Below are 15,281 nucleotides of genomic sequence, written 5' to 3' on the forward strand. Positions count from 1 at the left end.
CAAAATCCGGTTGTAGTCGTTTTAACCGACACCCTGAGCAGACGGGGACGCTAAACATGCATATCGCTGACCTCAAAGATGTTCGGATACACTACCGAATTGATGGCGACGCCGCTGGCGCCCCCATCGTGTTTGCTAATTCACTGGGCACGGATATGCGGCTGTGGGACCCGATATTGCCGCTACTGCCCAAAGGGCTGCGCATCATTAGGTACGACAAACGCGGGCACGGATTGTCAACAGCACCCTCAGCGCCCTATTCCATGGGAAATCTGGTGCGCGACGCCGAACAATTGCTGGATTATCTAGAGGTCAAGGATTGCGTATTCGTGGGTCTGTCCGTCGGTGGCATGATTGCGCAGGGCCTGGCGGTCAAGCGTATGGATCAGATCCGCGCGCTGGTGCTGTCGAATACGGCCGCCAAGATCGGCACTCCCGAGATGTGGCAGCAGCGTATGGATGCTGTCCGTAAAGGCGGGATCGAGGCACTGGCGGATGCCACCATGGATCGGTGGTTCTCGAAATCATTTCGGGCCAGCGCCGAGATGACGCTTTGGCGCAACATGATGGTCCGACAACCGGTCGATGGCTATCTGGGCTGCTGCAGTGCAATTTCTGGCACCGATTTCTATACGCCAACCAGCGGATTGCGCCTGCCGACCTTGGGGATTGCGGGCAGCGAAGACGGCTCAACCCCGCCCGATCTGGTGCGCGAAACGGTCGATCTGATCCCTGGCTCACGCTTTGCGCTGATCCGAAAGGCAGACCACCTGCCTTGCGTCGAGCACCCTCAGGACTTTGCCCAACTGATCGGTGATTTTCTGACAGAGATCGGACATATTTGAAGGAGGGATTGTTGGCAGATTTCTTGCTTGTACATGGCTCGTGGCACGGTGCCTGGTGCTGGCGCGATCTGATCCCGGAATTGACCACATTCGGACATACCGCCCGCGCCATCGATATGCCAAGCCACGGCTCGGACCCGACGCCTATCCGCGATGTAACCCTTGGAACGTGCAGAGATGCCGTGCTGAAGGCTTCGACACCAAAGACCATCATCTTAGGGCACTCGTGGGGTGGATATCCCGTAAGTGCGGCTGCCGAGACCGACGCGAACGCCATGCGAGGTGTGATTTATCTAAGTGCCTATGTTCCGAAATCCGGGCTATCTATGGTCGAAATGCGCAAACGAGCCCCACGCCAACTGATCGGAAATGCCGTCGAAGTATCCGGCGACGGGTTGTCGTATTCGGTGGTACCGGATCAGGTGCACGACCTGCTTTATCACGACTGCGCGCGCGAGGTGGTTGCCTATGCATTCGCGCGCCTGTGCCCCCAGGCGATTGCACCGCAGACTACCCCCCTAGACGTCGGCGATAACTTCGCGCGCGTTCCAAAAGGGTACATCAGAACTACCGATGACAGAATCGTTCCGACCGAATATCAGGCCGAGATGGCGGGCTGCGCGGACCCTGATATGCACCTTACGATAGACAGCTCTCACTCGCCGTTTTTTTCGCATCCTGAGCATCTTGCCGGGTTGATGCACCAGATCTCGCAACGAATGTAGCCAGCCACCGTCGATGTCCCGACCCCGATACGCCGTGCGCCGATCTGTTTGGTTGTCGCACACTGAACCGATGACCCACACAATGCTTATCAATAGGTGGATTCTTTTGCGTCTACCCCACTTTGGCAGAACAACGACACATCCGTGACGGTTTCCACCTTGCAGGTCCCGCCGGGACGGGTCACCGTGATCCCGTTAGGGAGCGGGAAAACACATGCAAACCATCAAAGCAGCCGTATGCCGGGCCTTCGGCGAACCTCTGGTCATCGAAGACATCCTGATCGCACCACCCGGCATGGGCGAGGTCGAGGTAACGCTGGATGCAGTGGCGATTTGCCATTCGGACATTTCCTTTGCAAGCGGCGCATGGGGCGGCCACTTGCCCGCGGTTTATGGGCACGAGGCGGCAGGCTTCGTTTCTGCCGTTGGCGAGGGCGCAGGGGATTTCAAACTTGGTGATCCCGTCGTGGTCACGTTGATCCGCGCCTGCGGAAGCTGTCCGTCCTGTGCCGGTGGCAAGCCCACCATTTGTGAGACACCGTATGACACGGTCAAAGGCCCGCTGCAGACTGCCGAAGGTGATGCGCTGGAACAGGCCATGGCATGCGGGGCCTTTGCCGAAAAGGTAGTTGTCAGCCACCGACAAATCGTCCGCATTCCCGAAACGCTGCCCAAGGACCTTGCCAGCCTGCTGTCCTGCGGGGTGATCACCGGTGTTGGTGCAGCAGTCAACGCCGCCCAGCTTCGCCCCGGGCAGGACGTGGTTGTCATCGGCGCCGGGGGCGTCGGCTTGAACGCAATCCAAGGCGCACGTATTGCCGGAGCTCGCCGTATCGTTGCGGTCGATATGACACAGGATAAGCTGGATATCGCAATGGAGTTCGGCGCGACCCATGGTGTTTTGGCCAGCCAGAAAGAGCCGTGGAAAGCCGCCTACAAGGCGCTGGGCGGACGTGGCGCAGACGCCGTCTTGATTACTGTTGGTGCAATCCCCGCCTATGATCAGGCCCCGCGTTATCTTGGTCGGGGCGGTAAGGCGATCATGATCGGGATGCCCCATTCTGGTGACATGTCCAGTTACGAACCCGTCGTGCTGGCCGCGCTTGGCCAGGGCATGGTGGGCTCAAAAATGGGCGATGTAGTGATCCAGCGAGACATCCCCTGGATGATCGATCTGTATGAACAGGGGCGGCTGAGACTGGACGAGTTGATCTCGGGTCGCTGGACCCTGTCACAGATCAATGAGGCCATCGAAGACACCAGGTCCGGTGCGGCCAAACGCAATGTAATCTTGTTTGATCGCGACTGAACCCCGCAAAAGGAACACCCGATGAAACTGCAAGATCTCGATGTCATTGTCACCGCGCCTCCGGCACCGGGTTGGGGTGGGCGCTATTGGATTTTGGTCAAGGTCACCACGGATACGGGCGTGATCGGTTGGGGGGAATGCTACGCGTCCTCGGTTGGTCCCGAAGCCATGACCCATGTCATTCGCGATGTATTCGAACGGCACATGCAGGGCGAAAACCCCGAGAATATCGAGTTGATGTTCCGCCGCGCCTATTCCAGCGGCTTCACTCAGCGACCAGACCTGACCGTCATGGGTGCGTTCTCGGGGCTCGAAATCGCCTGCTGGGACATTTTGGGCAAGGATCGTGATCGTCCGGTCTATGCGCTGCTGGGTGGGCGGATGAACAACCGTATCCGGGCGTATACCTATCTCTACCCACTTCCTCAGCATAACCTGACGGACTTCTGGACTTCACCTGAGCAGGCCGGAGAAAGTGCTGCTGAAATGGTCCGGCGCGGCTATACCGCCGTCAAGTTTGATCCTGCCGGGCCTTATACGATCCGCGGTGGGCACATGCCCGCTATGTCCGATATCTCAATGTCGATAGCGTTTTGCAAAGCGATCCGTGAGGCAGTTGGAGACAAGGCCGATCTGCTGTTCGGTACTCATGGTCAGTTCAACACAGCCGGAGCTATACGTCTGGGCCAAGCGCTGGAACCCTTTTCACCACTGTGGTTCGAAGAACCCACACCCCCCGACATGATCGAGGATATGGCCCGTGTGGCGCGCACTGTCCGTATCCCTATCGCAACCGGTGAACGGATGACAACCAAGGCGGAATTTGGCGCGGTCCTGCGCGCCGGGGCCGCCGAAATCCTTCAGCCTGCGCTGGGTCGCGCTGGTGGTATATGGGAGATGAAGAAAGTCGCCGCAATGGCCGAGGTTTTCAACGCCCAGATGGCACCCCATCTGTATGCGGGACCGATCGAGTGGGCGGCGAATATTCATCTTGCGGCGTCGATCCCGAACCTGCTGCTGCTTGAAAGCATCGAGACCCCATTCCACGATCAACTGATAAAGGGAAGCATCCGCGTCGAGAAGGGGTTCGTCACTCCTCCGATCGAGCCCGGCCTTGGTATCGAGGTCGATGAAGGCCTTGCCCGAGCCCATCCCTACAAAGGTGACGGGCTGCACCTACAGATGCAGGAAACACCATGTGACTATGCAAATGGGAATGCGTTTCAAGGCGGGGCACCCGCAACCGAAGGGTAACAATCGACAGGCGAGCAGGCCGATCAGTTCGAGACATACCCCGCGATGACCTGCAACAGTTTAAAGGCTGTGGCTGCATCGTTCTCGACGACCGCCAGAAATTCCTCCTCACCGATCCGTAGGCAGGACAGTTCCGTTTCAGCCACCATGCTCAACGCCCGAGGCTCTTTTCGGATCAACCCCAGCTCTCCCACCAACGCGCCCGCACCAACCGTTGTGATCAGTTGATCGGCCTCGCCCGAACGCGGCAGGTACAATCCTGCCTCGCCCTCAAGGATGACATAGGCGCCATCGGTTGGCTGATCATCCTTCAGAAACACCACCTGGCCAGGTTTCGCTTCGAACCAGCGCGCACCAAAGGCCAGCAGTCGAAGCTGGCGACGGTCGAGCCCAGAGAACAACGGGGTCTGCTCAAGCGCACGCAATTTGCGTACCAGATCGGCAGACGCCGCACCGTCGCCGTCGACGTCGGTTGGGCCTTCACCCGTCACGACCCGGCCCTGACGGATTTCAACATACATGTCGAAAACATCTGGATTTTCGAACGCATCATTTAGATAGATTACAGTAGTTTCGGGCAGCAATTCACGCAGATTTTTATAAACTGCGACCTGTGTCTCCATATCATAGCTGGCAAGCGCGGTTTCCAGGATCAGAATATCCGGCTTTTTGATCGCAGCGCGGGTAAAGGCCAGCGGTTCGGCAAATACCGCAGGCAAGTTCTGGCCGCCAATCGAGACCGGAACATCATAGATCAGTTCCACCACCATCGGTCGCGCCCCGTTCTCGGCCAGAACATCGACGATCAGTTTGCGCGCCTCGTCGGTCCGCGCACCGCCGATCTGGCTGACCTTGCCAAACAGTGCGTTTTCCATGACCGTCAAACCGGGTGCAAAGGCATCTTCATCCAACGGGACGAATACATCGTGCAACGGTTCCAGCAATTTGGCCGAGTGGCTGTGGCGAAGCTCAAGAATGCGGTTCTTCAGCTCATCCGAAAACGCCGGGCCAATCTGCTCGGCCGAGATCACAAATGGCACCGAAAGCAAGCTAGCCAATTGTCCGTCATCCAGCCCGTTTGCGCCTTCTTTGCGGGTTTGCTCGACCAATTCAACCGCGGCCTCGTAGGTCTGGGCCTCAAGCCCCAGCTTGCGAAACAAAGGATGATCTGTTCCATCAAGCCCAAATATCTGGCGCAGCATCTCAATTACGTCGCGTGTCAGGCTGATCAGGGTTTCATCCAACCCCAACTCGCGCAACTGGCCCAGAAACACGGTCTGCTGTGCCAGCAATTGCCGTGTCACTGGAACACAAGGGGTGGCAAACAACAGGTTCTCAGCAACGGGTAGCGCAGGGTTATACGCGCAGCGATCGAAAATCAGCGCCTGCTGATCAAGCCCGGCCTCGCGCACCGCCTTCTGAACCCGAGGGCGCAATTCGACCAGTTTTGCTGCCAGTTCCGGGCGTTCATTCGCATCAAACACCTGCTCGGCACCGCGCTGAAACAACGCAGCGCCCGAGCCCATGCCATCGATCAGTTTCAGCCACCAATCGCGCAGCCGTGCTGTATCGTCAAAGCCTGCCGATCCTGGATCTAGCCATTCGACGTGGAATGGATCAGCACTGTTACCTGCCCTCAGCGTCTCGGGGAAATCCGGATCCTCGGTGGACTTGGACAATGGATGTGACCGCATCGGCATCATCACATTTTCACCCAACGTGCCCTGAAACATTATGGGGCGCGAGGTTGCTAGACCTATTCGTTGGGCAACAACGCTTTGATGCAGGCCAGCCATATTGATGCCGCCGATTTCAATACGGCCAGAGGTTGGCAGAATCTCGCGGGTCAGCAACTCGGTCAGCGCATGGCGATCTTCCTCGCTGGTGGCCGAAATGCCGACCGTTTTACCTGCTGGAAACGTCAGGTCCAGATCATCCAAAACCTGATTGCCGTCGATATCACGAACCGAGACCTGATTCAGTACGATATCGCCATTCAGATGCGGACGATCCGCTGGCTCTCCGTCAAACAGGGCCTCATCAATCATTCCATCCGGTGCGAAACGATCAATCACAACATCCCATCGCAGCGACATGTCCTGCGTTTGATTATAATAGGTCAGCAGTTCTTTCCAGGGTGAGCTCAAGTCTTTGTAAGCCGCCAGCGCAGCCACCAGAGCACCCAGCGAAACAGATCCCTGCAACACCAGCAGGCCACCGACAAGGTAGAACATGAATGGCGTCAGCTGCGATATGAAGTTGTTGATGAACTTCATAAAGAACTTCTTCTGATAGATCTCAAAGCGGATGGCGAACAGCCGCCCCAGCTGATCCGAGATCATCGCCCGCCGATATCGCCAACCGCCATTGGCGCGCAGGGTCGAAGCACCGGCAGCGTTCTCGCCGATCTGGGCAGCCAAAACGCGGACCTCTTGAATGCGCTTCTTGTTCAGAAGATTGATCTGGCGTTGCAATCGCGGGATCAGCCAGGCCTGCAGCGGGATCAACGCCACCGCGGCCAGTCCGAACCAAACGCTTTGGAGGAACAGAAAGGACAGGATCGTGATCATTTGTCCCGCCTGCAGCACGGGCTGACTGATCGCATCCCCCATCAGCCCACCCATCGGTTCGCTTTCAGCGGTTATCATCGAGACCATTTCGCCCTGACTGACCCGCTCAAAATATGGTTGTGGGAAGCGAAGCGCGCGGTTGATCAACTGATAGCGAAAGCGACGCAGCATACGCTCGCTCAGAACACCCTTCATGGTGTTGATACGCATCTTCATCAGCCCGTGCGCCAGCACCGCAGCCAGAAAGGCAAAGCACAGGATCATCAGAAAAGTGGTCTGCGTCAGGCTATAACCCCAGACATCGACAATCTGACTTGTCGCGCCGATTGCGTCATTGATGATGCGCTTGGGCAGCTCCAACGTCAGGTAAAGCAAAGGAAACAAGGTCGACGTCACGGCCAGCAAAATCAACTGGTCGCGCTTCGAGTATTTCCAGATGAACTGAAAGATCGATCGTTCTATTGAACCCGCCCCTACTAACGATCCGCCGCTCAAATCACTGATTTTGGCGTGAATACAACGGGCCGAATTTACCGCAATCGTATCCTCGGACGCAAATGAATTTCCGATTTGCGCCTAATTTGCGTTGTGTGAACAAGTTCATTTGCGCGTTTCGCGTTTACCCCCTAATCTCCTGATTCAGGACGATATCGGGAGGATTCATTTGCCTGCCAGCTTTGGCGCTGTGTTTCTGTTGCTGTGCCTGCTTCAGATCAAACACATGTTCGCCGACTATTATTTACAGACGCCCAAGATGCTTTCCGGGCGAGGCACGTATTTCCACATGGGGCGCGCGCAACATGCTGCTGTGCATGTTGTGGGTTCGGTCGTGATTTTCGCGCTATTTCGCGCCCCGATTGAATTCATACTGATCATCGCTGCGTTGGAATGGATCGTGCATTTCCACATCGACTTTGCCAAAGCCAACTATTCTGACCGCAAACAGTTGCAACCCAATCAGGCCGCTTTTTGGCGTGCCGCTGGTCTGGATCAGTTGTTTCACAACCTTACTTATATTGGCATGGCTTGGGCTTGGGTGGCTTTCGCGGCTTAAGCTTCAGGGTACCACCGGTCGGTTCCGCTTGATCGTCCGCAGCACGACATTCGTTTGCGCGCTGGCGACGGCGGGTAATCGAAACAAGAAATCTTCCAGAAACGTGTTGTAAGCAGACAGATTCCTGCACAAGACACGCAGATGATAATCCGCCTGACCTGTCGTGGCGTAGCATTCCTGCACTTCGGGGCTGATCTCGACGGCACGGATGAAGTCAACAATCTTGTCCGGGTCATGCCGGGTCAGGTGAACATGCACGATTGCTTCGAACGTCAACCCCATCTCGGCAGGGTTCACCAAAGCGCCATACCGTTCGATCACCCCAGCCTCTTCCAGCGCGCGCACCCTGCGCCATAGGGCTGAGGCCGACATGCCGACTGCATCTGCCAATTCGGCATTTGAAACCCGGCTGTCATTTTGAAGCAGCGTCAGAATGCGGCGGTCCCGATCATCAAGAGTGGTCATCTTAGAAAGATTCATCCGTAATTTTAACTAAATCTGGTGAATTATATCATATTTTGCGGAACTCGCACAAAATCTGAAACAGAAATTCACCTGCGGGGGGTTAAAATAACCGAACACCAAAGACAAAAACCCATGGACGCGCAGCAATGAGCCACCACGAACCCTCCCCCCGCACCTATCGGCTTGAAGACCGCAATACCCTGACGCAGGGCCGGGTTTTTCTAACAGGCACGCAAGCCCTGGCGCGGATTATGATGGACCAGGCCCGACGCGACCGTCAGGCCGGGCTGAACACGGCGGGGTTTGTCTCGGGCTATCGCGGATCGCCACTGGGCGGGCTGGATCTTGAGCTATGGCGCGCAAAGGACCGACTGAAGACAGATCGCATCACGTTTATGCCCGCCGTGAACGAAGACCTCGGCGCAACGGCGGTTCTGGGTGCGCAACAGGCCATTTTGGACCCGCATTGCGAGGTCGAGGGCATCTTTTCGATGTGGTACGGTAAAGGCCCCGGTGTCGACCGATCAGGCGATGCATTGAAACATGGGAATGCATATGGGTCTGCGCCAAAAGGTGGCGTGCTGGTCGTGGCAGGCGATGATCATGGTTGCGTCAGTTCTTCGATGCCCCATCAGTCGGATGTGGCCTTCATGTCGTGGTTCATGCCGACATTGAACCCAGCCTCGGTCGAGGAATATTTGGAATTCGGCGAGTACGGGTTCGCTCTGTCCCGTTTCTCAGGCACGTGGGTCGGGTTCAAGGCGGTCTCGGAAACGGTCGAAAGCGCGCGGTCCGTCGATCTGCACCCGGATCGCAGCTTTTCCCTGCCGCAGATCGACTTGCCCGAACGCGGCTTGCACGTCCGCACTGCCGATTTGCCCTCGCCCGAGATCGAGACCCGCATCCAGCACAAGTTGCGCGCCGTTCGGGCCTTTGCCGAAGAAAACCCCATCGACCGGCGTATTTATGACATCGACAGTGCGAAGTTCGGCTTCGTGACCACCGGCAAGGGGCACCTCGATCTCATGGAGGCGCTGCGTTTGCTGGACCTTGATGAAGCCGCCTGTCGCCGCTTGGGGATCGACATCTACAAGGTTGGCATGGTCTGGCCGCTGGCCCGTCGCAACGCGTTGCGCTTTGTGAAAGGCAAGGCCGAGGTTCTGGTCGTCGAGGAAAAGCGCGGCATCATCGAAAGCCAGTTCAAAGAATACTTCTATGACTGGCCCGGCGACAAACCCCATAAGATGGTAGGTAAATATGACAGCCATGGCGAACCGCTGATCCCATGGACCGGGGAACTCAGCCCTTTCATGCTGGCCCCTATTGTTGCCGCCCGACTTAACACGTTCTTCCCTGAAGAAAACCTGCCTGCCAAAGCGCGTGCACTGACTGAGACAGAACCGCCCGTGATCAACGTCCCGGGCGCAACACGGACACCCTATTTCTGCTCGGGCTGCCCGCACAATACATCAACCAAAGTTCCAGAAGGCTCTACCGCTGCCAGCGGCATTGGTTGTCATGTAATGGCATCTTGGATGGATCGCGAGACGGTCGGCTATGCACAGATGGGAGGCGAAGGCGTACCCCATGTGGTGGCCTCACAATTCAATGGCGGAAAGCATATCTTCCAGAACCTTGGCGAAGGGACGTGGTACCATTCTGGATCACTCGCGATCCGTCAGGCGGTCGCGGCAGGGACAAATATCACCTATAAAATCCTCTACAATGATGCGGTCGCAATGACCGGAGGGCAACCAGTGGATGGACCTGTCAGCGTTGCAGGCATTGCCCAAACCTGCCGGGCTGAAGGCGTTGCGCGGATCGCGCTGGTCTCGGACAACATTGCCAAGTTTCACCGATCCGATTTCCCGGCTGGCACCACATTCCACGACCGGGCAAAGATGGACAGCCTGCAACGCGAACTGCGCGACATACCCGGAGTCACGGTCCTGATCTATGAACAGACCTGCGCCACCGAGAAACGCCGCCGCCGCAAGCGTGGGACAATGGAGGACCCCTCGACGTTCGTCTGGATCAATGATCTTGTCTGCGAAGGTTGCGGCGATTGTTCGGTCGCATCGAATTGCCTGAGCGTTGAGCCGCGAGAAACCCCGCTAGGGCGCAAGCGCAAGATCAATCTAAGTTCGTGCAACAAGGATTTTTCGTGCTTGAACGGGTTCTGTCCGAGTTTTGTGACCGTTGAGGGCGCAACCCGACGAAAGCGCGCCATCGAAATGGACTTCAATGCGCTTGAAACAGGCCTGCCGGACCCAAAGCTTCCATCTTTGGACACACCGTTTGATCTGCTTGTGACAGGCGTGGGTGGCACTGGGGTTGTCACGGTTGGGGCCCTGATCACTATGGCCGCGCATCTGGAAGGCAAAGGTGCCTCGGTCCTGGATTTCACCGGATTTGCGCAGAAATTCGGCACGGTACTCAGTTACATCCGCCTTGGCGCAGCTCCGGATGCGCTTAACCAAGTACGCATAGATCAAGGCGCTGCGGATGCGGTGATTGGCTGTGATGTGGTGGTGAGTTCGGCCCCCAAAGCCTCAGCTCATTATGCCCGCGGGACACGCGTTGTGCTGAACAGGGCTGAGATGCCCACCGGCGATCTTGTCCTGCGTCGCGATGCCCAATTGCGGGTCGATAAGCGGGAACAGGCGATCGCAGATGTGGTTGGGGTGGACAATCTCGCCAGCCTTGACGCAAATGCAATAGCTGAGGCGCTACTGGGGGATTCCGTCTTCGCCAACGTCATTTTGCTGGGTTATGCATGGCAAAACGAGCTGGTTCCGGTATCGCACCTTGCATTGGCTCAGGCCATCTTGCTGAACGGTGTTGCCGTCGAAAAAAACCGGCTGGCCTTTGCTCTTGGGCGTTGTCTGGCGGCTGACCCCGACCGCATTCACGGGCTGGCACTACCCGAAGAGGCAAACGGCACCTTGGATCAGGTGATTGCGCGTCGGGTGGCGTTTTTGACAGATTATCAGGATGCCGCATATGCGGATCGCTATGCGCAACAGATTGAAGCAATCCGCGCGTCGAACCCGAAAATATCCGACGATCTTCTAGAATCCGTAGCCCGTAACCTGTTCCGCTTCATGGCCTATAAGGACGAGTTCGAAGTGGCCCGGCTGCAAACGTCCCAAAACTTCGACAACGAACTGAAGCAACAGTTCGAGGGAGATTTCAAAACCAGTTACCACTTCGCCCCGCCAATGCTCAGCTGGCGCAAGGACGAACGGGGCCGCCCCCTCAAGTTTGCACTGGGTCCATGGATGCGCCCGGTTCTGCGGGGACTGTCCCGTCTACGTGGTTTGCGCGGCTCGGTCCTGAACCCCTTCGGCTATCACTCCGAAGCGCGACTGCATCGAGATATCCTAAACTGGTACCAATCGCTGTTGGACATGTATCTGACAAACCCCTCCGCCCATTCCGAGGCCGAGTGGCTGGACGCGCTGTCAGCTGCGGACCAGATACGCGGTTTCGGTCGAGTACGGGAAGAAAGCTATGAGAACGCGCGCGCGATGGCGCGTTAACCAAGCACCGAGAAACTGCTATCGGTATTGACCGGTCGCTTGCGGGAATAAAAACCGGTGTCGATTGTGCGTCCAATGTAAGGCAGTTCAAACTGCATCGGCTTGTCGTCATGATCCGCACCGCCTTCGACGTAGTCGATCAGTTCAGCCATCATTTTGCCTGCAATCGGCGCGTTCTTGTATTGGTTACCGCTGGTGCCGCAGGCCATGTAAAACCCCGGCAGGCTGGACTTGTCATAGATCGGAATCCAGTCAGTCGAGGCATCATACAAATCCACCACCCCACGGGTTCTGGAGGGTATCCCCAGGCTAGGGACCCGTTGGGCATAACGCATGGCCTGCGTGGTCCATTGATCCGTAAAATCGTGGTTATAGCTTACATCATCTTCGCACCATTGATGCGGATCACAAGCCGGATCCTCGGAACCGATCAGAATATGATTGCCATGTTCTGGACGGCAATACAGCGCGATATCACTATCCGAGACAATTGTTCCTTGCGTTTCGAAATCAAATCCTTCGGGCGCGGGTACATGCACCACCTCCTGCCGCAGCGGGCGGGTTTGAATGGTCATGTCACCCAGAACCCCGGCCATTTCGTTGACAAGCGCTGACCCGGGACCGGCAACATTCACCACCACTTTGGCGTGGATTTCTTCACCAGAGGCAAGTCTGACACCTGCGACGCGCCCCTGCTGCGACAGGATTTCGCGTACGTCTGCGCCTGTTCGCACTTCGGCACCATGCAGCTTGGCGGCATCCATCAGGTTTTGCGCCGACAAGGCCGGATCGGTCACATAACCTGCTTTCGGCCAGAATACTGCGCCCTGAATCCGATCTCCGTTCGGTTGGCCGAACTCCGGATCATCCATGCGCCGCGCCGGGGCAAAGCTGTCCAGAGAATAGATCGTCAGACGTTCGGTAATCCGCTCAGGTGTCCATTCTTCAAACGGACAATCCAGTTCGGCGCTGTACTTCTTATGTTTCTCAAGAAACCCATTGGCCTCGGTCTTGACGACCAAACACCCGGTCTCACGAAACTGCGCCAAATCGGCTGTGTCGGGCAAGCCCAGATAGTTCGCCCAATCACGCCAATAGTGATAGCCTTCCCAGGCGAACGCGGTTCCATCGAGGGTCGAATAATGCATCCGAATTATCGCGCAAGAGCCTGCGGTCGAGCCATGCCCAACCTGCGCATTGCGATCCAACGACAGAATTTTCCAACCGGCCTTGGACATCTCGAACGCGATGGCGGCTCCGATCACACCGGTGCCAATGATGATTGCGTCAGGTTGGTTCATGTCCTGCCCCTTCCCAGAAACGTTTCGCATACGCGCTGAATTCGGTGATTTCCTCGGGTCGCGGTTCGACCCCTGTAAAAACATAAAGGTAGTGTGGAACCATCGACAGCCTGATCGCCAATGGTTCGTTTAACTGCGCCAGATCATATCCGATCTGCATATAATATAGCACCCGCGCCCGCGTCTCTGCCTCGGTCTCATCATAGTTGAACCGGATGAACATCGCGCGCAGCGCGGCCAGGCGACGGGCATCGGACTGGTCCAGCATACGCCGCACCTTTCCCGATCTTCGTGCCCAATCCCGCACAGCAAAATCAAGCGCCGTATCAAATAGTTCGGTATTCACAACGCAGCGCTGAACATTGCAAACCGCAGCCGTGATCGTTTCAGCAGGCAATTCGGATTGAGCGATCAAGGCCGCCGTATTTGTCGCCTGCCATCGCGCCAGCAGCGCATCCAGTAATTCCTGCCGCGACTTGAAGTACCAGTAGAATGATGAGCGCGAGACCGCCATCCGCTCGGCAAGGTTCATGACTTTCACCTGCTCGACCCCGTCCGAAATCAGGACGTCCATGGCCACGTTCAGCCAATCATCGCGCGTGACCTTGACGTTACCAATCAGTGGCTCAGCTTCGGGATCGTCCCTGTGCAGGATGGGTTTGGTGCTCATTCAACTCTCCGGCGGTGCGCCGCCCTCTTCTGTACGGCGCGCTATGAAATCCTTCAACGCACCAAGGCGATCCGTATCTGATGCCGGTGCTTTGAAATTTGCCAGGATTTCCTTCCATACACCGGTCGCGCGATGGTTGGCGTCGATCGCGCCACGCTCGGTCCAGGTGCCAAAATTTGCGTAATCATGCAGGTGCGGCTCATAAAATGCGGTATTATAGCGCTCCATTGTCTGGCTCGTGGCGAAGAAATGTCCGCTGGGTTCAACCTCGCTCAGCGCAGTATCAAACCCGATCTCTGCACCATTGGCCTGTGCCCCTGCACAAAGCTCGGCCACCATGTTCAACACCTCGGCATCGCAGATCATCTTCTCGAAAGATACGGTCAGGCCACCTTCGAGCCATCCGGCCGAATGAATGATGACCGTCGCCCCGGCCATCAGGCAGCCCCACAGGCCGAACTGGTTTTCATTGGCGGCCTGAACGTCGTTGATATTTGCCGCAGACCCCGCCGCAGACCGCCAGGGCAGGCCCAGATGCCGGGCCAACTGGCCCGCCGCCAAAGACGCCTGAAAATGCGAGGGTGTCCCGAATGCAGGCGCCCCTGATTTCATGTCGACATTGCTGGTAAAGGTCCCATAGCACACCGGCGCACCGGGGTTGGTAAGCTGGGTCAGCGTCAAGGCCGCAAGTGCCTCGGCATGGGACAGCGTGATGGCCCCGGCCACCGTGATCGGAGCCATTGCGCCCATCAGGGTAAAGGGTGTGATGATCGACATCTGACCATGGCGCGCAAAGTCGATCAGCCCCTGAGCCATTGGAATATCCAGCGTCCGCGGGCTGTTGGTGTTGATAATCGTGTAACAATGGGCGTTAGCGCGGAACTCCTTGTCAGACAGACCTCGCGCCGTTGAGAGCATCTCGAAGCAGTCCATCACTTGCGGCGTGCCCCGCGAGAAGAAGAACGGGAACTTATCCGTCAGCTCCATCTGCGCTTGTGTGGTGAAATAGTGCCGCACATTGGTTGGCACGTCCTGCGGTTCGACCTGCGGTGAGATCATCTGGAAGACATCAAAGTGATGAGTGAGCTTTAGGAACTCCAGATAATCCTGCCCACTCGCTGGCCGCCGACCGCGTTCCAGATCGGTCGCGTTTGGAGCGCCAGCCCCGGGTTGGAACACCAAAGAGCCCAGCTCCAAAGTGAAATCCCGGTGCCGCGCGCCCGCCCGGCAGCCGATGGATTTCGGAGCTGAGGCCACCGCAGCCTCAACCATATCCCGCCCGATGAAGACCATTTCGCTGTCTTCATCCACGCGGGCGCCACCCTGCGCGTAGATTCGCCGCGCTTCGGGCAATAGAACTTTCACGCCCAACTCTTCCAGTGTGCGCAATGCGGTGTCGTGCATATCTGCAATCTGATCCGTCGGGAACACTTCCATCTGTGGAAACGGATTGCGCAACTGGCGATAATTCACCTCGCGACTAGATTGCGGGGCGACATCGGTCCCGCGCCCGCGCCGTCGGCGTCTTTGGCCCAAGTCCGACATG

General features: G+C 57.2%; 11 protein-coding genes. 6 read left to right on the forward strand and 5 right to left on the reverse strand.

Features of this window, described 5'->3' with window-relative positions:
* The first annotated feature begins 56 nt into the window (after positions 1-56).
* From pcaD to ACR0KC_RS07435, 4 genes are all read left to right on the forward strand, one after another.
* Complete coding sequence (gene pcaD, locus ACR0KC_RS07420) at positions 57-845, forward strand: 3-oxoadipate enol-lactonase (RefSeq protein ID WP_480771660.1); 789 nt, start codon at positions 57-59, stop codon at positions 843-845.
* An 11-nt stretch (positions 846-856) separates the two neighbouring features.
* Positions 857-1,570: an alpha/beta fold hydrolase gene (locus ACR0KC_RS07425; protein WP_480705664.1), complete on the forward strand. Its 714-nt coding sequence runs from the start codon at positions 857-859 to the stop codon at positions 1,568-1,570.
* 214 nt (positions 1,571-1,784) lie between these two features.
* Complete coding sequence (locus tag ACR0KC_RS07430; RefSeq protein WP_480771661.1) at positions 1,785-2,879, forward strand: zinc-binding dehydrogenase; 1,095 nt, start codon at positions 1,785-1,787, stop codon at positions 2,877-2,879.
* 21 nt (positions 2,880-2,900) lie between these two features.
* On the forward strand, positions 2,901-4,133 hold the full coding sequence (locus ACR0KC_RS07435) for a mandelate racemase/muconate lactonizing enzyme family protein (protein ID WP_480771662.1): 1,233 nt from the start codon (positions 2,901-2,903) through the stop codon (positions 4,131-4,133).
* Between the two features lie 23 nt (positions 4,134-4,156).
* Here the strand turns inward: ACR0KC_RS07435 and ACR0KC_RS07440 are convergent, their stop codons facing one another.
* Positions 4,157-7,198 carry an ABC transporter transmembrane domain-containing protein gene (locus tag ACR0KC_RS07440; protein ID WP_480771663.1) on the reverse strand — a complete coding sequence of 1,014 codons (3,042 nt, stop codon included), beginning with the start codon at positions 7,196-7,198 and terminating at the stop codon, positions 4,157-4,159.
* A 169-nt stretch (positions 7,199-7,367) separates the two neighbouring features.
* Between ACR0KC_RS07440 and ACR0KC_RS07445 the strand changes: the two genes are divergently transcribed.
* On the forward strand, positions 7,368-7,757 hold the full coding sequence (locus ACR0KC_RS07445) for a DUF3307 domain-containing protein (RefSeq protein ID WP_170397621.1): 390 nt from the start codon (positions 7,368-7,370) through the stop codon (positions 7,755-7,757).
* A 3-nt stretch (positions 7,758-7,760) separates the two neighbouring features.
* Here ACR0KC_RS07445 and ACR0KC_RS07450 read toward each other — a convergent pair whose 3' ends face one another.
* The gene (locus ACR0KC_RS07450) at positions 7,761-8,222 is read right to left on the reverse strand and encodes an Lrp/AsnC family transcriptional regulator (protein WP_170511280.1); all 462 of its coding nucleotides are present in this window, start codon (positions 8,220-8,222) and stop codon (positions 7,761-7,763) included.
* A 146-nt stretch (positions 8,223-8,368) separates the two neighbouring features.
* Between ACR0KC_RS07450 and ACR0KC_RS07455 the strand changes: the two genes are divergently transcribed.
* The gene (locus tag ACR0KC_RS07455) at positions 8,369-11,764 is read left to right on the forward strand and encodes an indolepyruvate ferredoxin oxidoreductase family protein (protein WP_480771664.1); all 3,396 of its coding nucleotides are present in this window, start codon (positions 8,369-8,371) and stop codon (positions 11,762-11,764) included.
* Here ACR0KC_RS07455 and ACR0KC_RS07460 read toward each other — a convergent pair.
* The 3 genes from ACR0KC_RS07460 to ACR0KC_RS07470 are packed head-to-tail and all read right to left on the reverse strand — an operon-like array spanning position 11,761 to position 15,280.
* Positions 11,761-13,065 carry an NAD(P)/FAD-dependent oxidoreductase gene (locus tag ACR0KC_RS07460; protein WP_480771665.1) on the reverse strand — a complete coding sequence of 435 codons (1,305 nt, stop codon included), beginning with the start codon at positions 13,063-13,065 and terminating at the stop codon, positions 11,761-11,763. The two genes, ACR0KC_RS07455 and ACR0KC_RS07460, sit on opposite strands and share 4 nt — an antisense overlap.
* Positions 13,052-13,735, reverse strand: a complete 684-nt coding sequence (locus tag ACR0KC_RS07465) for a TetR/AcrR family transcriptional regulator (RefSeq protein ID WP_170404600.1) — start codon at positions 13,733-13,735, stop codon at positions 13,052-13,054. Before ACR0KC_RS07465 ends, ACR0KC_RS07460 begins: the two co-directional genes overlap by 14 nt.
* Complete coding sequence (locus ACR0KC_RS07470; RefSeq protein WP_480705675.1) at positions 13,736-15,280, reverse strand: trimethylamine methyltransferase family protein; 1,545 nt, start codon at positions 15,278-15,280, stop codon at positions 13,736-13,738.
* Position 15,281: the final 1 nt, after the last annotated feature.

It is taken from the genome of Ruegeria sp. CF3, assembly GCF_056537365.1.